This window comes from Paraburkholderia sp. LEh10 (genome assembly GCF_017814945.1).
Taxonomy (GTDB): Bacteria; Pseudomonadota; Gammaproteobacteria; order Burkholderiales; family Burkholderiaceae; genus Paraburkholderia.
The window spans coordinates 158,291-180,570 of the sequence record NZ_JAGIPX010000002.1; the positions used below are offsets into that span (position 1 = coordinate 158,291).

General features: G+C 64.7%; 21 protein-coding genes and 2 pseudogenes. 13 read left to right on the top strand and 10 right to left on the bottom strand.

All coding sequences use genetic code 11. From position 1 onward, the window contains the following. Nucleotides 1-37: 37 nt before the first annotated feature. The 4 genes from J8I87_RS02335 to J8I87_RS02350 all read left to right on the top strand — a co-directional run bounded on the left by J8I87_RS02335 (nt 38) and on the right by J8I87_RS02350 (nt 4,624). Entirely contained in the window at nt 38-2,110 is a 2,073-nt protein-coding gene (locus J8I87_RS02335; RefSeq protein ID WP_209929833.1) for a pyridoxamine 5'-phosphate oxidase family protein, read from the top strand. Nucleotides 2,111-2,233: 123 nt separating this feature from the next. Next, entirely contained in the window at nt 2,234-3,139 is a 906-nt protein-coding gene (locus J8I87_RS02340) for a LysR family transcriptional regulator (RefSeq protein ID WP_209929959.1), read from the top strand. Nucleotides 3,140-3,199: 60 nt separating this feature from the next. Beyond that, the gene (locus J8I87_RS02345) at nt 3,200-4,060 is read left to right on the top strand and encodes an AraC family transcriptional regulator (RefSeq protein WP_209929834.1); all 861 of its coding nucleotides are present in this window, start codon (nt 3,200-3,202) and stop codon (nt 4,058-4,060) included. A 57-nt stretch (nt 4,061-4,117) separates the two neighbouring features. Beyond that, nucleotides 4,118-4,624: a GNAT family N-acetyltransferase gene (locus J8I87_RS02350; protein WP_209929835.1), complete on the top strand. Its 507-nt coding sequence runs from the start codon at nt 4,118-4,120 to the stop codon at nt 4,622-4,624. A gap of 93 nt (nt 4,625-4,717) precedes the next feature. On the opposite strand, the gene J8I87_RS02355 is transcribed toward J8I87_RS02350, so the two are convergent. Further along, entirely contained in the window at nt 4,718-5,332 is a 615-nt protein-coding gene (locus J8I87_RS02355) for a DJ-1/PfpI family protein (protein WP_209929836.1), read from the bottom strand. 90 nt (nt 5,333-5,422) lie between these two features. On the opposite strand from J8I87_RS02355, the gene J8I87_RS02360 reads away from it, so the two are divergent. Further along, nucleotides 5,423-6,754 (top strand): PLP-dependent aminotransferase family protein, encoded by a 1,332-nt coding sequence (locus tag J8I87_RS02360; protein ID WP_209929837.1) that lies wholly within the window; start codon nt 5,423-5,425, stop codon nt 6,752-6,754. Nucleotides 6,755-6,782: 28 nt separating this feature from the next. Here J8I87_RS02360 and J8I87_RS02365 read toward each other — a convergent pair whose 3' ends face one another. After that, entirely contained in the window at nt 6,783-6,998 is a 216-nt protein-coding gene (locus J8I87_RS02365; RefSeq protein WP_209929970.1) for a hypothetical protein, read from the bottom strand. Between J8I87_RS02365 and J8I87_RS44425 the strand changes: the two are divergent. The 3 genes and pseudogenes from J8I87_RS44425 to J8I87_RS02375 form a co-directional block, all read left to right on the top strand. Continuing rightward, nucleotides 6,951-7,284, top strand: a pseudogene (locus J8I87_RS44425) (LysR substrate-binding domain-containing protein); the annotation flags it as partial. The gene J8I87_RS02365 and the pseudogene J8I87_RS44425 overlap by 48 nt on opposite strands. Before the next feature lie 156 nt (nt 7,285-7,440). Beyond that, complete coding sequence (gene corA, locus J8I87_RS02370; RefSeq protein ID WP_209929838.1) at nt 7,441-8,418, top strand: magnesium/cobalt transporter CorA; 978 nt, start codon at nt 7,441-7,443, stop codon at nt 8,416-8,418. Between the two features lie 136 nt (nt 8,419-8,554). After that, nucleotides 8,555-8,875, top strand: coding sequence for a hypothetical protein (locus J8I87_RS02375; protein WP_209929839.1), 321 nt, complete (start codon nt 8,555-8,557; stop codon nt 8,873-8,875). A gap of 35 nt (nt 8,876-8,910) precedes the next feature. Here J8I87_RS02375 and J8I87_RS02380 read toward each other — a convergent pair whose 3' ends face one another. Then, nucleotides 8,911-9,489, bottom strand: a complete 579-nt coding sequence (locus J8I87_RS02380) for an NnrU family protein (protein ID WP_209929840.1) — start codon at nt 9,487-9,489, stop codon at nt 8,911-8,913. Between the two features lie 183 nt (nt 9,490-9,672). Here J8I87_RS02380 and J8I87_RS02385 point away from each other — a divergent pair, with 183 nt between their 5' ends. Then, entirely contained in the window at nt 9,673-10,584 is a 912-nt protein-coding gene (locus tag J8I87_RS02385) for a LysR family transcriptional regulator (RefSeq protein WP_209929841.1), read from the top strand. 21 nt (nt 10,585-10,605) lie between these two features. On the opposite strand, the gene J8I87_RS02390 is transcribed toward J8I87_RS02385, so the two are convergent. Next, a complete protein-coding gene (locus J8I87_RS02390) occupies nt 10,606-11,727 on the bottom strand; it encodes a Gfo/Idh/MocA family protein (protein ID WP_209929842.1) in 1,122 nt (373 codons plus the stop codon). Between the two features lie 304 nt (nt 11,728-12,031). Between J8I87_RS02390 and J8I87_RS02395 the strand changes: the two genes are divergently transcribed. After that, nucleotides 12,032-13,333: an MFS transporter gene (locus tag J8I87_RS02395; RefSeq protein ID WP_209929843.1), complete on the top strand. Its 1,302-nt coding sequence runs from the start codon at nt 12,032-12,034 to the stop codon at nt 13,331-13,333. On the opposite strand, the gene J8I87_RS02400 is transcribed toward J8I87_RS02395, so the two are convergent. Both J8I87_RS02400 and J8I87_RS02405 read right to left on the bottom strand, forming a co-directional pair. Then, nucleotides 13,308-14,471 carry a GGDEF domain-containing protein gene (locus tag J8I87_RS02400; RefSeq protein WP_209929844.1) on the bottom strand — a complete coding sequence of 388 codons (1,164 nt, stop codon included), beginning with the start codon at nt 14,469-14,471 and terminating at the stop codon, nt 13,308-13,310. The two genes, J8I87_RS02395 and J8I87_RS02400, sit on opposite strands and share 26 nt — an antisense overlap. Nucleotides 14,472-14,839: 368 nt before the next feature. After that, nucleotides 14,840-14,968: pseudogene (locus J8I87_RS02405) on the bottom strand (FadR family transcriptional regulator); the annotation flags it as partial. 119 nt (nt 14,969-15,087) lie between these two features. Between J8I87_RS02405 and J8I87_RS02410 the strand changes: the two are divergent. Further along, nucleotides 15,088-15,549, top strand: coding sequence for a DUF1003 domain-containing protein (locus tag J8I87_RS02410; RefSeq protein WP_313063660.1), 462 nt, complete (start codon nt 15,088-15,090; stop codon nt 15,547-15,549). 182 nt (nt 15,550-15,731) lie between these two features. On the opposite strand, the gene J8I87_RS02415 is transcribed toward J8I87_RS02410, so the two are convergent. The 3 genes from J8I87_RS02415 to J8I87_RS02425 form a co-directional block, all read right to left on the bottom strand. After that, the gene (locus J8I87_RS02415; protein ID WP_209929845.1) at nt 15,732-16,850 is read right to left on the bottom strand and encodes a sensor histidine kinase; all 1,119 of its coding nucleotides are present in this window, start codon (nt 16,848-16,850) and stop codon (nt 15,732-15,734) included. Nucleotides 16,851-17,249: 399 nt separating this feature from the next. Further along, nucleotides 17,250-18,221: a LysR family transcriptional regulator gene (locus tag J8I87_RS02420; RefSeq protein ID WP_209929846.1), complete on the bottom strand. Its 972-nt coding sequence runs from the start codon at nt 18,219-18,221 to the stop codon at nt 17,250-17,252. Nucleotides 18,222-18,426: 205 nt separating this feature from the next. Then, nucleotides 18,427-18,741: a hypothetical protein gene (locus J8I87_RS02425; protein ID WP_209929960.1), complete on the bottom strand. Its 315-nt coding sequence runs from the start codon at nt 18,739-18,741 to the stop codon at nt 18,427-18,429. A 467-nt stretch (nt 18,742-19,208) separates the two neighbouring features. Here J8I87_RS02425 and J8I87_RS02430 point away from each other — a divergent pair, with 467 nt between their 5' ends. After that, nucleotides 19,209-20,552 (top strand): LLM class flavin-dependent oxidoreductase, encoded by a 1,344-nt coding sequence (locus J8I87_RS02430; protein WP_209929847.1) that lies wholly within the window; start codon nt 19,209-19,211, stop codon nt 20,550-20,552. Nucleotides 20,553-20,591: 39 nt separating this feature from the next. Here the strand turns inward: J8I87_RS02430 and J8I87_RS02435 are convergent, their stop codons facing one another. After that, nucleotides 20,592-21,443 (bottom strand): LysR family transcriptional regulator, encoded by an 852-nt coding sequence (locus J8I87_RS02435; RefSeq protein ID WP_209929848.1) that lies wholly within the window; start codon nt 21,441-21,443, stop codon nt 20,592-20,594. A 117-nt stretch (nt 21,444-21,560) separates the two neighbouring features. On the opposite strand from J8I87_RS02435, the gene J8I87_RS02440 reads away from it, so the two are divergent. After that, nucleotides 21,561-22,265 (top strand): haloacid dehalogenase type II, encoded by a 705-nt coding sequence (locus tag J8I87_RS02440; protein ID WP_209929849.1) that lies wholly within the window; start codon nt 21,561-21,563, stop codon nt 22,263-22,265. Nucleotides 22,266-22,280: the final 15 nt, after the last annotated feature.

Below are 22,280 nucleotides of genomic sequence, written 5' to 3' on the forward strand. Positions count from 1 at the left end.
AGCAAGGCTCCCGTTCCATCCGCTCAGGAGGCAAGTCATGAGCACAGCATCGACGAACGGCGAATCACCGTGGCACGCGGGCGAACTGGCACTACAGGAAAAAGTCGGCGTGGTCGCGAAGATGAACGATGTCGGACGCCGGATTATCCGCAACCATATGCCCGACCAGCATCGAACGTTCTTCAGCCAACTGCCGTTTATCGTGCTGGGCGCAGTCGACGCAGACGGCGATGCATGGGCGACGTTTGTCGCCCGTCAGCCGGGTTTCATGCAGACACCGACTGACAAGCTTCTGCGCATCGACGCCGCCGCCGATCCTCATGATCCCGCGTCGCCGGGCCTTTACGACGGCGCGGCGCTGGGCTTGCTCGGCATCGAGTTGCATACGCGCCGCCGCAACCGGCTGAACGGCACTGTGCGCGACGTGACGGCGCAGCGCTTCGATGTCGATGTGACGCAGAGCTTCGGCAATTGCCCGCAATACATTCAGGCGCGCGATTTCGAGTTCGTTCGCGATCCGTCCGTGTTCTCCGGCATCGAGCCGACGGAGTTCGGCGGCTTGACGGGGCGCGCACGCGCGATGGTTGAATCGGCGGATACGTTTTTCGTCGCGTCGTATGTCGGTGATGGCGACCGCCGCCAGGTCGACGTGTCGCATCGCGGCGGCAAGGCGGGGTTCGTGCGCATCGGCGACGACGGCCGGCTCACCATCCCCGACTTTGCGGGCAACCTCTTCTTCGCGACGCTCGGCAACTTCGTCGTCAACTCGCGCGCTGGGCTCGTGTTCGCTGACTTCGAAACGGGCGACATCCTGCAATTGACGGGAGACGCCACCGTCGATCTGGATTCCGCCGAGATCGCCGCGTTCCAGGGCGCGGAGCGGCTCTGGCATTTCACGCCGAGGCGCATCGTCTATCGAGCGGCCGCGCTGCCGCTGCGGTGGAAGTTCCAGGCCAATGGCTGGTCGCCTAACTCGCTGATGACGGGCAGCTGGGACGAAGTGGCGAGCCGCCTGAAAGCCGCCGCGCTGGCCGAAGCGTGGCGGCCATTCAAGGTGACGAAGATCGTCGATGAAAGCGCGGTGATCCGTTCGTTCCACCTCGAACCGCTCGACGGCGCAGGACTCATTGCGCACGCCGCCGGCCAGCATCTGCCCATTCGCGTCACGCCGCCCACCTGCAACAAGCCTGTCATCAGGACATACACGCTCTCGACGGCACCCGCCGACAGTCTCTACCGGATCAGCGTGAAGCGCGAAGGACTCGTGTCGTCTTATCTTCATGACACGCTGCATGTGGGCAGCATCATCGAAGCGCGAGCGCCCGCCGGCCAGTTCACCGTCGATGCCGCGCTGCGCCGTCCCGCCGTGCTGCTCGCGGCTGGCGTCGGCGTGACGCCGATGCTCGCGATGTTGCGCCATATCGTCTACGAGGGCCTGCGCAAGCGTCGCGTGCGTCCGACGTGGTTCTTTCATTCGGCGCGTTCGTTGAAAGAGCGTGCGTTCAGCCGCGAAATCGAACGGCTTGCTGCTTCGGCGAACGGCGCAGTCCACGTGGTGCGCGCGCTCACACATACCGACGGCGCGCGCGACGGCAAGGACTTCGACGTGACTGGCCGTATCGATGTCGCGCTGCTGTCCGAAACACTGCCGTTCAACGACTACGACTTTTACCTCTGCGGGCCATCGGGGTTCATGCAATCCCTCTACGACGGGTTGCGCGATCTCAACGTGGCCGACGATCGCATCCACGCCGAGGCTTTCGGGCCGTCCGGGTTGCAACGCAGAAAGGAGCCGCCCGCGCAGCCAGGCCCGGTTCGCGTCGCGGCGGATCAGCCGACACCCGTCGCATTTGTGAAGTCGGGAAAGGAAGCGCGCTGGCAGCCGGACAGCGGCTCCTTGCTGGAGCTTGCAGAAGCGCGCGGACTGAATCCCGAGTTCGGTTGCCGTGGCGGCAGTTGCGGAACCTGCCGCACACGCGTCGTCGCGGGCGCGGTCGCGTATCCCGTTGCCCCGGAATTCAAGGTGCCGGACGACGAGGCGCTGATCTGCTGCGCCGTCCCCGCGAACGCGGAGACGGGCGGCGGCGATCGTCTGCTGCTCGACCTCTGATGTCGCCGTTGCTGATCGCGGCTGCGAAACGCTGCTATGCTTGACGCTACGTTGCCTGTCGATGCCTGCCTCGCGGCCCGCCGACAGGCGTCTCTCGTCACGTCCCCGTTCGTTTCCTCCGACATGGACAGGCTCCAGGCAATGCACACCTTCGTGACCGTGGTCGAAACAGAAGGCCTCGCTTCCGCGGCGCGTAAGCTCAACGTGTCGCCATCCGTCATCAGCCGGGTGATGACCGAACTCGAAGAACACCTCGGCGTGCGCCTGCTGACGCGCACGACGCGCGTCGTCCGGACGACGGATGCGGGCGCAACCTTCTTCGAGGACTGCCGCCGCATCCTGTCCGAAGTCGAGGCCGCCGAGCTTTCAGCAGCCGGTGCAAACACGACGCCGCGCGGCCATTTGACAGTCACCGCGCCCGTGCTGTTCGGAAGGATGTATGTGACGCCTGTCGCTCTCGAGTATCTGACACGCTATCCGGCCGTGAACCTGAATTGCTGGTTTCTGGACCGCATCGTGAATCTCGTCGATGAAGGCGCCGACGTCGCGGTCCGCATCGGTGAACTGCCGAGTTCTTCACTTCAGGCGATTGCCGTCGGCAAGGTGCGGCGGGTGCTGTGCGCTTCTCCCGCTTATCTCGACGCGCACGGCGTTCCGCAGCGCCCCGAGGAACTCGAATCTCACGTCGCCATTCAGGCGACGGGGCTCACGCCTTCGCCTGAATGGCGCTTTCGCGTAAACGGAAAACCGCTTGCCGTCCCCATCCAGCCGCGTCTCGTCACCACCACCAACGACTCGGCCATCGAGGCGGCACGCGCAGGGCTCGGCATCGCGCGCCTGCTCTCTTATCAGATCGCGCAGGATCTGGCGGAGGGCACGCTTCGGATCGTGCTGCCCGATTACGAACTCGCGACGCTGCCCGTGCATGTGGTGCATCGGGAAGGCAAGCACGCGAACCGGAAAGTGCGTGCGTTCCTCGATCTCGCCATCGAAACGCTGCGGGCGAAAGCTCCCCTCTGGTGCGCGTAGCGGCGCGTCGCGATCCATCGCACCACCCGCCCTCGCCCGCTCGATTCACGGTCATACGCGATGTCACGAACAACTGTAGAAAACACGCGATCCGAGTCGAAAGAGTCTGCGCAATACGGCTATCTCGCCAACGCTGGCGTAGAAGTGCTCCATGCGCGCTTCGACCGTCACCGGTTCGCCGCGCACGCGCACGACACGTGGGCAATCGGCGCGGTGATACGCGGCGCGAAGGACACAATGGCGAGTCTTCGGCAACCCGTCGTCGTCAATGCGGGCGAAGTCTATGCGATCCCGCCGCACGTTGCGCACGCGGGGAAGTCGATCAGCGACAACGGATGCGAGTATCTGATGCTCTATGTACCCGATGCACAATGGCGGTTGCAGTGTGCGATCCATCGCGTTTCTCCGCACGCTCTCGTGCAGCCTGCCACGATGCGCAGCGCGATCGCCCCGTTCATCCAGTTCGCCGCTCTGTCGATGCAAAGTCCCTGGATGCTGTCCGCCTGGTCCGGCGAATGGGCGCTTTTCTGCGAGGCAGTCCTGGGCGCGGTGCGTCATCGGAGCTCTGCCGTCCCGCCCGCTGCCATAGTCGCCGACAAGCGCCTGCGCGACGCGCGCGCCTACTTGCACGCCTATTCCGGCCGCAACGTTTCGCTCGACGAACTCGCACTCGAAGCGTCGCTTTCCGTTTCCGAATTGTGCCGCCGCTTCACTGCTGCGTTTGGGCTGAGCCCGCACCGCTACCAGCTGGTGCTGCGTCTGAAGACCGCGAAACGCCTGTTGCTGGGCGGCATGACGCCGTCCGACGTTGCTGCCGCGACGGGGTTCGCGGATCAAAGTCATCTGGGACGGCATTTCAAGGCTGTGTTCGGTGTGACGCCGGGCGCGGTCTCGCCGCGAAACAGCGCAAGAACGTTCTAGATCGCATTGCGCTCAACGCATAGATTTCGTGTCTCGCACACCTATGAGCACTCACACATGCACACCGGCACCACGTCGCCTCACATCACCATGTATCAGGCATCTCACGCCGCCGAAGTCGTCGGGATGATCCTGCATATCCAGAACGTCGAACACAACGTCGGCATATCGATCGACGAGCAATCCGACCTCCTCGATATCGAACGGCACTACATCGCGAATGGCGGCGGATTCTGGGTCGCGCTGGACCATGAAGGACATGTCGTCGGCACGATAGCGCTGCAGATCGAGACGTCGAAGGTGGCGGTGCTGAAGAAGTTCTTCGTATCCGCTGCATGGAGGGGTGCGGGCATGGGGTGCGCGTCGCAACTCTACGAGACCCTGATCGAGCACGCGAGACTAACGGGAATCGCGACTATCGTGCTGGATACCCCATCCGTTTCGACACGCTCGCATCGGTTTTATGTACGCCAGGGGTTCCGGCAAATCGACGCAAGCGAGTTGCCCGTCACGTACGCTTACCCGGATCGCAACTCGCTGCTCTTTCGTCTCGATCTTGCGTAGCGCGTGTCTCGGAACCGGCGTATCGGAACCGGTGTATCCGACTGACCGGTCTTTCGCTCCGGCAACCTCGTCAAGCACCGTGCGCGAGCGTCGCTAGCCGACATGCTCCCCTTGAAGGAATGGCGAAATGTTCGCCATTGCGCGCGTCACGTAATCCTCCTTCTCGCCCACGGGAGCGACATAGTGAATCGCGCTGCGCGCCGCCTCGACGTCCGCGAGACGCGCAATGAGCCAGGCCGCCAGATACTGCGACGACATGCACCCGCCTGCCGTCGCGACGTTCCCCCTCGCCACGAACGGCTGGTTGAGCACGGCTACGCCGGCCTCTTCGACCCAGGGCTTCGTGGTCACGTCCGTGCAGGCGGGCACGCCATCCAGCAGGCCGAGCTTCGCGAGTATCAGCGTGCCCGAGCATTGGGCGCCCAGCAACTGGCGCGCCGGGTCGAGCTTCAGTTGCGACATCAGTTCGGGATCGGCCGCGACGTCCCGCGTCTTGATCCCGCTGCCGACCAGCACCGCGTCGGCGTCGCATGCGTCCTTCAGCGACGCTTGCGCCTCCAGCACCACCCCATTCATCGAACGCACCGTCGCCGACGGACAGGCGATCGAAACCCGCCAGCCCGGTTTCCTGACGCGGTTGAGAATGTTCAGTGCAATCAGCGAGTCGAGTTCGTTGAAGCCTTCAAACGTCAGGATGGCGATGTGCATGGCGTGCTCGTGTGGATGGAGACGTTGTGTGGTTCCATCGTAGGGCCGATAATCAATACAATCAAATAATTGTCATGGATACATTCCGGCATGGCTGAGCCACGCTACAAGCAACTGGTCGACCGGCTCGCGGCCGACATTCGTGCGGGCCGCCTGCGTCCCGGCACGCGTCTGCCGACGCACCGCGAACTCGCCACGCGCGAAGGCCTTGCGCTCGTCACGGCCACGCGTGTCTACGCGGAGCTGCAGGCGATGGGTCTGGTGAGCGGCGAAACCGGCCGCGGCACGTTCGTCAAGGAGCCGCTTCCGCGCGGCCAGGGCGTCGACCTGCATGCGTGGAGCGCGGACACGGTGGACCTGAGCTTCAACTATCCGTCTTCGCCGGGCCAGGCCGATCTGCTCAGGGCGGCGCTGCGCCAGCTTGCGACGGCAGGCGATCTGGAATCCCTGCTGCGTTACCAGCCGCATGGCGGGCGCGAGCACGAGCGGGCGACGGTGGCGCGCCACCTGGCGAGCAGGGGTGTACCAGCGAAGCCCGACACGGCCATGCTCGTGAGCGGCGCCCAGCACGGGCTGACGACGGCCGCGATGGCGCTGCTCGAACCCGGCGATGTGGTGGCTGTGGACGCGCTGACCTACCCGGGCTTCAAGCTGGCCGCCGAGGCCAGCCGGCTGGAGCTCGCGTCGATCCCATCCGCCGCGCAGGGCCCCGATCTGGACGCACTGGCGGCCCTGTGCAAACGGCGCCGCGTGCGCGCCGTCTACGCGATGCCGACACTGCACAACCCGCTCGGCTGGGTGATGAGCGCGACGCGCCGCCGGGAGCTCGTCGCCCTCGCCCGCCGGCATGGACTGATCCTGATCGAAGATGCCGCCTACGCGTTCCTCGCGAAAGGCGCTCCTCCTCCGCTGGCAGCGCTTGCGCCGGAGACGACGGTCTACGTGTCGAGCCTGTCGAAGAGTGTCGCGACGGGTCTGCGCGTCGGGTTCGTCTGCGCGCCGCGCGAATGGGTTCCAAAGATCGAACGTGCGATTCGGGCGACCACCTGGAATACATCGGCGACGATGACGGCGATCGCTTGCGGCTGGATCGAGGACGGCACGGTGACGCGGCTCGAAGCGGACAAGCGACGGGATGCCACGAGACGTCAGAGCCTTGCCGCCGAGGTTCTGAACGGGATCAAACGGATCAGCCATCCCGCGTCGTACTTCGTCTGGCTTCCGCTTGCGCAGGAGGTGCGCGCGGACGCCGTCGCGATGGCGTTGTTGCGCGAGCGGATTTCCGTCACCACAGCTCTGCCGTTTTCGACGACGGCACAGGTGCCTCACGCGATCCGGCTGGCGCTCGGCTCGGTCGATCTGGCCACGCTGAAGCGGTCGCTGGAAACCGTGGCCCGTGTGATCGCCGATCTGACCTACTGATGGGCCATCACCTTGCGACACCGCACTTTCACGCGGCTAACTCTTGCGCCACTTCGCCGAAATTGCGGACCCGCGCGCCGCCAGCGCCTCCCCGATGGAGCCACGCCGGCTGAGCGGCCCGACGCACGTCGTCGGCCCAGACGTGGTCGGTCGTCGACGGAAAACAGCGCTCGCGAATGCGGCCGATCGCGGCGACCGGCAGATATGGCGAGAACGCCCGCTGCCCATCGCTGTCTTCACTCACGGCAGCACCGCTCGCGCGCACGCGATCAATGCATTGCAGCAGGCCAATATCCGGTATCGGATCTCATATGAAAGCCCCAATCTTCTGGGCCGGACCAGCATGGTCGACGCAGGCCTCGCTGTTGCGCCGCTCGCGTCGATGCAGCGTTCCCGGGCACCTTGCGCAACTGGGCGAGACGGAAAGTTTGCCGCCGATGCCGTCCCTCGAAGTCGTCCTCGCGCGCAGCGCCCGTTCGGCCCGGCCGCCGTGCGACTTTCTGGCAGAGCAAATGCTCGGGGATCGGAGGTGCGCTGCATGCGCCGGCCTGACGCAGTTACCATCGGTACTATCATCAAAACGTCGGCGCCACGCTTCGCACGCCGACAGCCGCATGCCCGCCTCGCGCCAGCGGCACCCGCCAATCCCGCGTCGCCCGTCGCCCTCATGCCTGGTAAATACGAACATGTTGATCAATTGCGTCGCCTATCAGGACGGCCGAAAGCTCGGCGACATCACCATCGAGCAGATCAGTGACTACGTGCAGAAGCCGGAATGCTTCGTGTGGGTCGCGATCAAGGACCCGGAGCCGGCCGAGCTGGAAGCGATGAAGGAGGAATTCGGCCTGCACGAACTCGCTGTCGAAGATGTGCGCGCGCATCATCAATGGCCGAAAATCGAGGAATACGGCGACTCCCTTTTCGCCGTCATGCATACCGTCGAATTTCAGGAAGACGGCAGCCTGCTGTTTGGCGAAGTCGATGTTTTCGTCGCCGCGAACTATGTGCTTTCCGTGCGCATGCGCACGATGCGCGGCTTCCAGAGCGTGCGCAAGCGCTGCGAGCACGAACCGGAACTCCTCAAACAAGGGGCCGCGTTCGTCCTGTATGCATTGATGGACGAGATCGTCGACGGCTATTTTCTGATTCTCGAAACGCTCACCGCCGAGCTCGAAGAACTCGAAGACCGCATCTTCAGCCGCCAGCAGGTCAACGAATCGCGGGCGACCATCGAGGAGCTGTACCGCTTCAAGCGGCGCCTCGTCGTGCTCCTGCATCATATCGGGCCGCTGCTGGAAGGCGTCAGCAAGCTCACGGGCAGCCGCGTCCCGAGAATCTGCGAAGGCATGTCGGCGTACTTCAAGGACGTCTATTTCCATCTGGAACGGATCGTCGGCGCGATCGAAGGGCGCCGCGAAATGGTCATCACGGCCATCCAGGTCAACCTGGGCATGATCGCGCTGGCCGAGAGCGAGGTCACCAAGCGCCTCGGTTCGTTCGCCGCGCTGTTCGCCGTGCCCACGTTGATCGCGGGCATTTACGGCATGAACTTCGAGCACATGCCGGAACTGCACTCGCAATATGGGTACCCGATCGTCATGTCGGTGATCGTCGTGATCGACCTGTTTCTGTTGCGCTGGTTTCGAAAGGCGAAGTGGATCTGACGGCATTGCACGGCGCGCGCCAGCGGCATTTTGTCTTTCGCGCCCCGTGCGCCGCACGTCGTCCGATGCGGTGTTATAGTCAGTCATTCTGCAGCGCCCCCACCGACTCGCCATGTCCTGTGAAGCGTGCGAAAGAATGCAACTCGGCGATGCCGCCCAGCCTCACGCGGGGCTGCTGGCAACACGCAGTCCAACGAAGTTGCGCCCGCTCGGGCGTCGGCCCGTCATCCTGCAGCAGTACTGTTGCCGCGTCTGCGACACGAACTGGCTGCTGGAACAAGACCCGCTGGAACCCGAGCATGCAGAGTGGATCTGCCTGTATCAGGCGGCCAATATCCTCGATCCCGTTTCGGTCGTTCATCAACGAACGCGGTCTTCCGTTCCCGCCGTCAATGCGGGCCAGTCCCGAACCTCGGGCGACGCGCAAGCCGACGCGCTCAGCCATCGCTTCGCCTGACACTGCGCCTTCAGCGAGCCTTCAGCCTTCAGCCTTCAACCCATCGGCTTCACGCCGATCAGCCATCCGTGCAGGAAGAATGCGAACACGATCCACGCGATGACGCCCGCAACCACGGGCATCACATCGCGTGACAGGGTTCCGCTGGGATAGACAACGCCCTCGGCACGATCCCGCCGCCGCGCAGCAGCGAAATCAACCAGCGCCCAAACGAGGAATGCGCCGAACAGCACGACCGCGTTCAGCGTCCCGTTCGCCAGCAGGTGGGCGAATGCCCATAACGCGACGCCGATCACCATCGGATGCTTGACGAGCGCCTTGAAGTGATTGCCCGGCGCATGCGCAGCAGGAAAGAGGATGAAAGCAACGAGCGTGAGGACGGCGGCGAGATGCGGCGCCCATGCAGGCGGCGACCATAGGACGACGGGCTCGCGCCGCGCGATTCCATAGCCCCAGATGACCAGCACCAACCCGATTATCGACACGACTGAATACGCCGATTTCCAGCCCTTCTCGCCCATCTTTTCGATCCGCGCCTTGCGCCAGTCTTCTGCGAAGATGCGGATCGAATGTTGACCAAGGAATAGCAGTAAACCCAGTATCAATACCGACATGGCGTGCTCCTCGCGGCAGACGTCGACAGAGTAGCCGCGATTGTCGCGCATTACGCCGGATGCACCAACCCGGTTCGACTGCGATAGTCGTGCCATCGCAGCAAAGCAGCGGCGCACAAGGCGCGCCGCCGTGACAGCGCATGCTATAGTCCGCGCGATACCCCCTGCAAGAGCGCGCGCAACATGGACAGACTCGGTTCCGTCGATGCTTTCGTCAAAGCCGCGGAGCTTCGCAATTTCAGCGAAGTCGGAAGGCAGATGGGAATCTCGTCATCGGCGGTCGGCAAGGCCATATCGCGGCTCGAGCAACGTCTGGGCGTGCGCCTCTTTCATCGCAGCACGCGCAGCGTCACGCTCACGCCCGAGGGGCAACTGTTTCTCAGCCGTTGCCTGCGCGTCGTCGAGGAGCTCGAAGCGGCGGAAGCCGAACTGTCCGCCGCATCGTCGCCAAAGGGGCAATTGCGCGTGAGCCTGCCGCTCGTGGAGAGCCTGCTGCTGCCCGTGCTCGGGTCGTTCATTCGCGAGTACCCGGATATCCGGCTCGAACTTGACTTCTCGGACCGCATCGTCAATGTGATCGACGAAGGCTTCGATGTCGTGCTGCGCACGGGCGAGGCCACCGATTCGCGGCTGGTGACGCGCGCGCTCGGGCACTACACGCCGCTCATCGTCGCCTCGCCGACGTATCTGTCGCGTCGCGGCGTGCCGCGCGTGCCGGACGACCTGCATCAGCACGCGTGCCTCTTGCACCGCTATCCGTCGACGGGCAAGGTCGACCGGTGGCTGCTGCGCGACGGCGACAGCGTGCTCGAAATGGACTTGCCGCCCCGCCTGACCGTCAATACGGTCGAGCCGCTGATCGAACTCGCGGTGGACGGGCAAGGACTGGCCTACTTGCCGAACTTCCTCGTCAGACGCCAGCTCGCCGATGGCCGGCTGGTCGCGGTGCTGCCCGCCTACGCAACCGATCGCAAGGTGTTTCGCGCAGTGTGGCCGTCGGGGCGGCATCTTTCGCCGAAGATTCGCGTGTTCGTCGACTACATGGCAAAACACCTGTTCCCCGAAGCAAGCGAAGAGCGCACGACGGCCGGCTGAAACAAAACAAGAACCCGTCGCTCAGTTCAGCGCGATTTCGCGGCCTTCCTCTGTCGAACGCATTGCCGCATCGATCAGCCGGTGCAGACGCACGGCGTCCGCGAAAGTCGGCGCATCGGATGAACCCGTGCGCAAATCGCCGGCGTACGCGACGTACAGCTCAGCGAGTTCGAGAACGGCGGACGGCAGATTCGATGCAGGCAACCGGTCGTATTGCAGCGGGATAGCGAGTTTTTGCATCGGCATATCCTGACCGCACGCGCCTTCGATCACATAGTCGTCGCCGACATCGCCGAACGCCGACGCGTTCGTGATACGCAGATCGCCCGCATCGCCCGTGATGTCGATCCGCACGCCGCGTCCGTTGAGTTTGCCCGCTTCGACATGGACGCAAAGCGCGGCGTCGCCGGCCATGCGCCCGATGAACATGAGCTGGTCGGGGGCCGCCGAAGGCAGGACTTCACCCGTCTCGCGTATCGTCACGGTCTTGATCTGGTTCAGCGCCAACGCCGAAATGCGCTGCGGCCAGCCGACGGACGCAAACAGCATGTCGAGAAAGTGTCCAGCGTAGATCGCAATGGCGCTGGAGAAGTTTTCGGCGGGCACGGTCCAGCGCAGCGCCTGCGAGCGCTGCGCGCCGAACGCATCCATGCTGACGTGGATGCGCACCGAACGGAGCTTGCCGACAAAGCCGCTTTGCACGAGATCGCGCAGATAACGGTTGTGCGGCGCGAGCCTGCGCTGCAGTCCGACGATATGACGCACACCCGCGCGCTGCGCCATTTCGACGAGTTCCTGCGACGTTTGCGTCGATACACTCAGCGGCCACTCGCAGTACACATGCTTGCCTGCCGCAATCGCCTTGCGCACCGTCTGCGCATGTTGCGGTGCCGTGTTCAGCACGACGACGAGATCGACCTCGGGATGATCGACGAGATCATCCAGACTGCCGACGACTTCTTCGATTCCGTGCGCATCGGCAGCCGCGTGCGCGGCGTCGGCTCGTGTGCTCCAGAGCGCGCGCAGCCGGTATTGCGGCAGCATCTTCAGCACGCGGACATGGCCATGGAGAGCCCAGTTGCCGATGCCGACAAGACCGACGCGAATCGGCTCTACTGACTGGTTTGATTGAACTGCGGACATGATTCACCCTCTTCGGCAAGTGACGAGATAGACGAACTATAAGCAGCGCGAAGGCCGCGACTTGTGCGCTTGCCGTCCGCGCACCTGAGACTCCCGTTCCGCAATGCCAACCGCGACCGCTACGCGGCGTACGGTCGCCGTGTCCCGCGAATGCGGACAGTCTGGTCGGAAATGCCACGACAAAGCCGATGAACCAGGCGTGCCGCTTTGCATCAGGATGCATGCATCGCGAGATGTCCGCTGAATCTGTCCGCTGAGTCTGTCCGCTGAATCTGTCCGTTGTCTTCATCCGAAGGAATCAGGAATGAAAACCCTCCGTTACGTGGGTGGCATACCCACGCCCATTTATCTGCTTGCCGTGGGCGCTTTTGCAATCGGCACAGAAGGCTTCATGATCTCCCCGCTGCTGCCCGGCCTCGCGTCCGATCTCGGCGTCACGATCGAACAGGCGGGACAACTCGTGACCGCTTTCGCACTCGCCTATGGCGTGAGCTCGCCGTTGCTCACGGCGGCGACGGGTGGCCTGAATCGCCGCACATTGCTGCTTTCGAGCGTCGGCATCTTCGCGCTGTCGAATCTGCTCGCGTTTGTCGCGCCCAACTACGGGTGGCTGATGGCGGCGCGTGTGCTGCTCGCGTTGTCGGCGGGCGTGTTCGTCCCGGGAGCGAACGCGCTTGCAGGCGCGATCGTCGAGCCTGCGCGGCGCGGGCGGGCGATCGCCGTCGTCAACTCCGGCATTACGATTGCGCTTGCGTTGGGTGTGCCGCTCGGATCGATGATCGGCCAACACGCCGGCTGGCGCATGACCTTCGCGGGTGTCGCCGTGCTTGCCGCGATAGCGGCGGCAGGCATCCTTGCGGGCGTGCCGCGCGCCATCGGCGACGGCATTCCCACGGCCACGCTGCGCGAGCGCCTCGCCGTCGCCGCGCGCCCGGCCGTGCTCGCGACGCTCGCCGCCACGACGCTGTGGGCGACGGGCGCCTATACCGTCTACACCTACATGTCCGCCCTCGTCACGCATCTGACGGGACTGCACGAAGCACGGATCAGCGTGGTCATGTTCGTCTGGGGCATCTCGGCGGGAATCGGCGTGTTCTTTGGCGGCGGTTTGAGCGACCGGCTGGGCCCGCCCCTCGTCATCGTGCCGAGTGTCGCGATCATCGGACTCGCCTTCGTCAGTCTCTCGTTCTATGCGCATCTTTCGCCAGTGCAGGCATTCTGGCCCACACTGGTCGCGCTGATGGTCTGGGCGTTCTGCCACTGGGGTTTCTATCCCGCGCAACAGGCGCGGCTGATTCAACTCGCGGGCGTCAACGTCGCGTCGATCGTTTTGTCGTTGAATGCGTCGTTCATGTATATCGGCTTTTCGGTCGGCGCGGGGATCGGCGGGCTGACGATCGCGCATCGAACCATCGCCGATCTTGGCGTCGTCGCCGCGCTGTTCGAGTTCGCATCCGTCGCGCTCACGCTGGCCGTGCTGGCGCGCGGCAGACTGCAAGCTTCCGGCAGCGCGGCCTGGCGGGGTCAACGCACGCGGCGTGCGCCGACATGCGAAGGTCCGCGAGGTCACACCTATCCGGCTAGAGAAGGATTACGTGATCGCTGACCAGCACGCAATTGCGGCCGGCGCGCTTCGCGCCGTAGAGCGCTTCGTCGGCGTCTCTCGCCAGTTGCTCGATGGTTGCATCGGCGCCCGCCATGCAGGCGACGCCGATACTGCACGTGTACGCAGGCAGCGACGCGTCCTCCTTCTGCGCGAGCCGCTGCCGGATGCGATCGGCCTGCTCCCTCGCCTCATCGGGGCGCAGGCGGGGCAGCAGCACGGCAAACTCCTCGCCGCCCCAACGGGCGAAATGACCCTGCGCGGGCAACATGTCGGCCACGCGCCGCGCGAAGTCGATCAGGATACGGTCGCCTGTCGCATGGCCGTATGTGTCGTTCACCTGCTTGAAGTGGTCGAGATCGATCAGCAGTAAAGAAAGCAGCCCGCCCGTGCGCATCGCCTTCTCGCGTTCCTGATGATGCGCGCTGAGAAACGCGCGGCGATTCAGCAGGCCCGTCAGCGGGTCCATGAACGACTGCTGTTCGAGCTGGTTGCGAAGCCGGTCCATCGCGACGAACAGCAAGCCGACCGTCACCGTCAGTGACATCAGCGCGCCCGTCGTCAAATAGACCTTTTGCACGAGGTCCGCGGAGAACAGCCCGGTGCTCGCCCAGGCGGGAACGAACATCGAGACGCCGCGGGCCGCCGTCACGAGCGCCTGCGCCAGCAGCATCGCACCGACGAAGATGGCCGTGTTGCTTTCCCTGCCGAAGCGCAGCATCACGATACCGTCGGCGCCGTACGTCAACGCCAGGATCGCGGACATGCACACCGTACGTCCGCCCACGGTCGGCTGCGCCCATGTCATCCAGCTCATCGCGATCACGCCCGCGCCGAGCAGCAGCGAAACGAAGCGCCGCGACGGGCGCTGTGCAAAGAACAACTGGCTGCCGATAAGCCACAGCCCCGTGCCCAGGATCATGCCGAGATTGGCCGCCACGATGGAAAGCCAGTCGGGGACGCCGCCGCGCAGCGCAAGCAGGATCGCCGACGCCGACACGACCAGCGCGCCCGACGCCCAATGCCCGACGCCGCGAATATTGGCGGGAAATCCGCGCCCCAGCGAAAACATCACGAGCGCCATCAGTCCGGGCATGACTGACGACATCAGAATGACAGTGCGAAGATCGAAGGCTGGCATAGTGCTCCCAAAACGGGCTCGCGACGTGAGTGTCATCGCCAGTCTCGCCGACGGCGACGGCCTTGCCCGTCTCAGGTGCGCGTGCAGATCAGGCTCGCAATATACCGCACGGCGCGCGGCGGCCGTCCGCACGGCTCGCAATGCGCGACGCGTGGATTCGCGCACGACACGCGGCTGTTTCAGCGCGCCTTCGAGGCGCTGGAATCGCGGACGACCGCATCTTTCCCGCGTGCGCCGGCAACCGATTTGACGTCCGACGAGCGCTGCCTTGCGGGGCCTCGCAACGTCGCACGATGCCACCAATCAGCCAAAATTTCGCCAACAAAAAAGCGGCCTGCATGGCCGCTTCCCGTTGCAACGTCAACCGCTCACGGCGCGCGCGTCGCGGCTTCCTCGGCCTGGCTGCTTGCGCGGCGCAAGCGTTCGCGGCTGCTCGACAGGTGCATGCGCATTGCGGCGCGCGCGCCGTCGGGGTCCTTGCGCGCGATCGCATCGTGCTTCCGTACGCGCATCTCACCGCCGCGTTGGGCAGCACTGGTTCGCGCTGAAAGCGGAGGCGTTCGCGCGCTTCTTCGGCACGCCCGCGTTCCTGCTGTCCCGGACGCTGATCGTCGCAGTGTGGATCGCTTTGAATGTCTGCGGCATCGCTCATTTCGATGCGTACCCGTTCGTGCTTCTGAACCTCGCGTTCAGTCTTCAATCGGCGTATGCCGCGCCGTTGATCCTGCTTTCGCAAACGCGCCAGGCTGACCGTGACAAGGCGCTCGCCGATGCGGACGCGCGTCATCGTGAAGCGCTCGCGCTGGCGTCGCAAAGGCGCGGCAAGGCGCTCGCGGACAAGGCGCTCGCGCATCAGGCCGCGCAGATGCAGGAGCTTCTCACGCAGAACACCGAATTGACGGAACTCACGCGCGAGTTGACGGAACAGATAGCGCGGCTCACGCAGGATGTCCACGAGAAGCTGACTCGCGAGAAGCACCCGAAGTCTTCGGCTTCCAACGCGCTTCATCGGAAGAGCGAGCCGTTCGAGCCAGATGGAGCGCCGGCGCAAGATGCACAAGCGCCGGTGCCCGAGTAACGGCGCTTCAGGCTTGGCCAGCTCTCGTCAATACACGATTCGATTCACGCCTTTCGCTTGACGCCTCTCGCCTTCGCATGACGCCGCGCATGCGAAGGCGCACGCTTTTATGGTTCGAAGGTTTGACATCGTCTTCGCGCCGCCCGTCGATGTGGTGACGGCGCATCTGGCGAGACCCACCGTCACGCGTTTGCGTGCATTGCGATGGGAAGCTCGATCTGCATTCGCGCGCCGCGTGCCGAAGGCATTTCGCAAGAGATCGAACCGCCGTGTCCCTCGACGATCGACCGGCAGATGGACAGCCCGAGGCCCATGCCGTCCGCCTTCGTCGTAAAGAACGCGCCGAACAGACGCGCAGCGACGTCCGGCGCGACCCCTTCACCCGAGTCCTCGACGGTCACGACGGCGCGCAGCCCGTGCTCGATGCGCGTATGCACCGACAGTTCGCGCGGCCGGTCGTGAATCGACGACATCGCCTGCAGCCCGTTCACGGCCAGATTGATCAGGACTTGCTGAAGCTGCACGCGATCGCCATTGACCATCAGCTCGCCGGGCGCAAGATTCATCTTCACGACCGCACCGTATTTCATCACTTCGGGCTCCAGCAGATCGATCGTCTCGACGACCACGTTGTTGATGCCGAGTGGCGCGAACGCGGGTTCGCCTTTTCTTGCGAGCGCCCGAATGCGGCGGATGATTTCGCTCGAACGGCGCGCGTTGCTCACCATCGCCTCGAACGCATGGCAGGCTTCGTCGAGATTGGGCGTATCGCGCCGCAGCCAGCGCAGCCCCGCGTCGCCATGCGCGGTAATGGCGGCCAGCGGCTGGGTGACTTCGTGCGCGATGGAGGCCGCCAGTTCGCCGAGCATCGTCACACGCGTCGCATGTGCGAGCTCGGCTGTCGAACGGTTGAGCGCTTCATGCGTGCGATTCAGCTCGCGCACCTGCTCCGCGAGGCGCGCGCCGTCGGCCTGGATGCGCAGCGTCAGCGCAGTGGCCGCGACGATGGCGAAACAGGCGACGGCCGAACGCGCGACGGCCGAATAGGAATCGTGGTGGAGATGCCCGATCAAAAAGCCCGCTATCGTCGCGGCGATGCACGCAGCCGCGACGATCAACGTGCCGCGGCGCGAAAACACGGTTGCCGCCAGCATGACGACGATCGAGTACAGCACCATCACCGCGGTCGCGAAATGGCCGAACGTCTCGACCCAAAAGACGAACACTGCCAGTGCGCCGGCGAGCGCCAATGTCAGCTTCGGGTTCTGCTTGCCGAGAAAGGACACGCGTTCGATGTTCATATCGAGAGAGTCGGAGAATTAGATTCGTCAATTGCGCTGCGGCAGCGGCCGCAACGCAATTGCGACACGCCGCCTGGATGCGCAAGTCATCCCCGAAAAAGCGGTCTTTGCGCCGAACGGCATGCTGTCCGCGCGGGACGCCATTTTTGGCACTACATGGGCGCCCCGACTATGGCTAACACTTGTCGCCAGCATCTATTCCAATGCCGCTTCCGCGTTGCGCGTGGAAATGGCGCCATCAGCCGCGACTGGCGGCGCCTGTCGATGGCCGCTCATATTCGCGTGTGTGCGCCGCGTCTGCTTTCGATTTGAAGGCTTGGTTGCAGATTCGCACGCGGGCTCGACGATGGTGCGTGGAGGCGGCTTGCCGCGCGTCACGGCAAGCCCGATGTGAATAGCCTAAGCTGCGACCGGCCGGTCCGCGTGGCTTTCGCGCTTCGGGGCCGTGATGCGCCGCTCTTCGTTGCCCGCGATTGCAGGCGTCGACTCGAACAGTTCCGCGACCCAGTCCGCAAACACGCGCACCTTTGCGGACAGATGCCGGTTGTTCGGATAGACGATCGAAATCGGCTTGGGCTTCGGCTGAAAGTCCGGCAGCACTTCCTGCAAGGAACCATCGCGCAGTTGCGGCGTCACCATGAAGAGCATCGGCTGGATCAACCCGAAGCCCTCCAGCCCGCATCTGACATACGCTTCCGAATCGTTGACCGTGATGGTTCCGTTCATGCGCACCTCCGTCGCCTTGCCGTCGACGACGAAGATCCACGGCATCGGCCGCGTGCCGTGAACGACGCGGAAATTCACCGCCTGGTGCGAGGCCAGATCGTCGATGTCGCGCGGCTCGCCGTGGCGCTTCAGGTATTCGGGCGATGCGCAGGTCACGCGCTTGAGCATGCCGATCCGGCGCGCGACCATCGACGAGTCTTCGAGCGCGCCGGCGCGGATCATGCAGTCGATCCCTTCCTCGACGGGGTCCACCGGCCTGTCGGACAGCGACAGATCGAGCGTGATGTCGGGATAGCGCTGATGGAAGGTCTGCAACGCGGGAATCACGAGATGGCGGCCGAGCGAATTCGGCATATGCACGCGCAATGCGCCGCTCGGCTTGCGATTGCCCGCCTGGAAGCTCGCATCCGTTTCAGCGATGTCGCTGATGATGCGGATGCAGTGCTCGTAATACGCGGCGCCTTCCGGCGTGAGCGACAGCCGGCGCGTGGTGCGGTTCATCAGCCGCACGCCCAGCAACGCTTCGAGATTCTGGATGGTCGTCGTCACCGACGCGCGCGGCATCCCGAGTTGCTCGGCAGCCCGCGTAAAGCTGTTTGCATCGACCACACGCGTGAAGACTTCCATTGCCTGAACGCGGTCCATGCTATCCCCTTTCGAATTGCAGATTGCAAACGAGACAGCATAAGGCGCGCGGCACGCCAAAAACAAGCTACTTCGCCATTAGCCGGGTTTGCCGAACAGTTTGACGAATGACGCGGGAAATTGCATCGATGACAACGCCTATGCTTCGTGCCGGCGACGACGCGCGATCACCCGGCGCCAGCGAAGAACATTCGGCGATGGCGCATCAACCGCCGCGATACATCGGATCGATCGTGTCGGACGGCGCGCGTTTGCCGGACTGCGAGCCGCCCGGTTCGCTGCCGCCGACGCCCTGGTCACTGCGATCGCCGTGGTCACTGTGGTCGCTGTGGCTCTGGTGCGCCACGCTGCGATGGCTGACGTCCATCGGCATCGATTGAAAGGCTTGGTCACGTTGCAATAGCGACGCGCCGCTGCCGGCGCGCGTGTCGTATGCGGTGCCGTAGCCGCCCGCGATGGCGGGCGCGGCAAACAGGACGGCACATGCCGCCGACAGGGCGGCGATCGGTTTCACGTTCATGGGGACTCCAGTGTGCAGGCCGGGCATTCGAATGAACGGCGATCGGTCCATTCCAGGCCCGCAGCAGCATGTGCACGAGCTATGCCAGGCGCTTCCAATCACGCTTTCGCGCGACGTGAACACCCGAAAACAAAAGGCCTCGCGCCCGCTCACGAGCATTTCACTGCGCGGTTCGCGGGCGGCCGTGTGCGAATTCCGCCAACGATTGCCGAAGCGCTGTGCGCGGCCATCCAACAGGTGGCCGGCACGGTTGCGCACGCAAGGCTTCGCTCACCGATGCGCGTTGGCGAACCCGCGCATCGAAGCGTTCAGCGCAATGGAGTCCAGTCCAGGCGCGGCGCCCGTTGCCGCGCCATCGGTCGCCAGTCGCGGCAGCCAGGCAGCGCGCCAGCCGAAATCACGCGCTTGCCGTATCGTATGTCGCACTGGTTTCGCACATCCGTCCAGCTTCAACGAGGGCTTCCATCATGACCTCATCCCGCCAGCTGCATCTCGGCGCTTTCATGCGTCCCGTCAGCCTGCATACGGGCGCATGGCGCTATCCGGGCGCCTTCCCCGACGCCAACTTCAACATCGCCCACCTCAGGCGCTTCGCCCAGACGCTCGAACGCGCGTGCTTCGACGCGTTCTTCATGGCCGATCATCTGGCCGTGCTGAACATGCCGCCCGCCGCGCTCAAGCGCAGTCACACCGTCACGTCGTTCGAGCCTTTGACACTGTTGTCCGCGCTGTCAGCCGTGACGGAGCGCATCGGCCTGATCGCGACGTCATCGACCACTTTCGACGAGCCCTATCACGTTGCGCGCCGGTTTGCTTCGCTCGACCATCTGAGCGGCGGACGCGCCGGCTGGAATCTCGTGACGACGGCGAACCCGGACGCGGCCCTCAACTTCGGGCTCGACGAGCACGTCGAGCACGGCGAGCGCTATCACCGCGCGCGCGAGTTCTACGATGTCGTCACGGGGCTATGGGACAGCTGGGCCGACGACGCCTTCGTCCGCGATGTCGAAAGCGGCGTCTACGTGGATCCGGAACGGATGCATGTGCTCGGACACAAGGGCGAGCGCCTGTCGGTGCGCGGCCCGCTGAACATCGCGAGGCCCGTCCAGGGGTGGCCCGTCGTCGTGCAAGCCGGTTCGTCGGAGGCGGGACGCCAAATCGCCGCCGAAACGGCCGACGCCGTGTTCGCCGCGCCGCCGTCGCTCGCCGAAGGCAAGCGCTTCTATGCCGATGTGAAAGGCCGCGTCGAGCGCGCAGGCCGCAACCCGGACCACCTGAAGATACTGCCCGGCGCGTTCGTCGTCGTCGGCGAGTCGGCCGATGAGGCACGCGAAAAGCGCGCGCTGCTCGATACCCTCGTTCACTACGACAGCGGCATCGCATCGCTGTCGATCGCGCTGGGCCACGATGTGTCGCAACTCGATCCCGACGGGCCGCTGCCCGACATCCCGGAGACCAACGCGAGCAAGAGCGCGCGGCAACGTGTCGTCGACTGGGCGCGCGCCGAACAGTTGACCATTCGTCAGCTTGCACAGCGTATCGGCGGCTATTCGGGACTCGAGATGATCGGCACACCGGCGACGATCGCCGATCAGATGGAGCAATGGCTGATCGAGCGCGGCTCCGACGGATTCAACGTGATGTTTCCTTATCTGCCCGGCGGGCTCGACGATTTCGCCGACAAGGTGGTTCCCGAACTGCAACGGCGCGGGATTTTCCGGCGCGCGTACGAAGGAACGACGTTGCGCGAGCATCTCGGCCTGCCACGGCCGGACAACCGGTTCTTCGCGCGAACCGCACAGCGCGGGTGATCCCGCCGCGCCGTCACGCGATGAACAGCAACCACCCGCTCATCGGTCCGATACGGTTTCCCGAAGGAACTCCACCAGCGCCGACTGCACCGCATTCATCGCGCCTCCTGCGCTGACCAGCGCGAGCTCCGTGGGCGGCAGCCGCGGCAGGTCGAAGCACACGCTATGCTCGGGCAGCACCGCCGTCGTCGGCAGCACCGTGATGCCGAGACCGGAAGCAACGGCCGCCTGGATGCCCGTCAGACTTTGGCTGCCGAACGCAACGCGCCAGCTGCGCTGCAAATGATCGAGGCTGCGAATCGCGCGCTTGCGATACACGCAGCCTTGCGGAAAGAGCGCGAGGGGAATCGGCTCGCCGCCCTCGGGCGGCACTTCGACCATCCGGCCGCGTACCCAGACGAGCGCTTCGGGCCACGACGCAAGACATGGGCCGCTGCCCGGCTCGCGCTTGACGAGCGCGATCTCGATCTCGCCGCCCGCCAGCTTGCGCTGCAGATCGGAGCTCATGCCCGCGACCGTTTCGAGCCGTGCATCGGGCCGCGCCTTGACAAAGCCGGAGAGCATCGATGCCATGCGCCGGGCGTCGAAATCTTCCGGCACGCCGATGCGGATCGGCGTGCTCGACACGTCGCTGGCGAGCGCGTCCTGCGCTTCCCGCGACAGCGCGACGAGGCGGCGCGCATATTGCGCGAGCAGCTCGCCGTGCTCGGTCGCGGTCACCTGGTTGCCCGTGCGGTCGCGCATCAGCAGCGTGCGGCCGACCAGTTCCTCCAGGCGCCGCACCTGTTGGCTGACGGTCGATTGCGTGCGGTGCACGCGGTCGCCGGCGCGCGTAAAGCTGCCTTCGTCGACGACGCAGATCAGCGTGTTCAGGAGTTCCAGATCTAGCATGGCGGCCCGCTCCATATTTACGTTTCCACTAAGCACCGCATTTTAATTTAATTTCCCAATATCGGCCGTGCGGCGTAGCCTGCATTCATCTCGACGCCTCCGGAAAAGGAACCGCACATGTCACTCGACTCTACGCGACGCCCGACGTGGCTCACGTTCGACTGCTACGGCACGCTGATTCAATGGGATGAAGGCTTGCAGGACGCCGTCGCGGCCATTCTCGCGGGCAAGCACGCAGCCGCCATCGATCCGCGCGCGCTGATCGCCGTCTACGACCGTCACGAGCACGCGCTCGAACAAACGCCGCCGCATCGCTCGTTTCGCGAGGTCGCGGGCGAAGCGCTGCGCATCGCGCTCGAAGAATTCAGGCTGCGCGCCGGCCCCGACGATATCCGCATGCTGACGGAGCGCATCTCCGCGATGCCGCCGTTTCCCGAAGTCGTGAGCACACTGCGCGCGTTGAAGGAAGCGGGCTTCAGGCTGTGCATCGTGTCCAATACCGACGACGATGTGATCGCAGGCAATGTCGCGCAGCTCGGCGGCCACATCGACCGCGTGATCACCGCGCAGCAGGCGGGCGCGTACAAGCCCGATCGCCGGCTTTTCGACTATGCTCACGAACAGCTCGGTGTGTCGCGCGACGACGTCGTGCATATTTGCGCGAGCCCGCATCTCGATCACGCCGCGGCGCGCGATGTCGGCTTTCGCTGCGTCTGGATCGATCGCGGCACGGGGCGCCAGTGCCTACCCGACTACACGCCCGATGCGACGCTGCCGACACTCGACCGGGTGCCGCCCCTGTTCGCGTCGCTCGGCTGGTAGCACCTGCTGGTAACC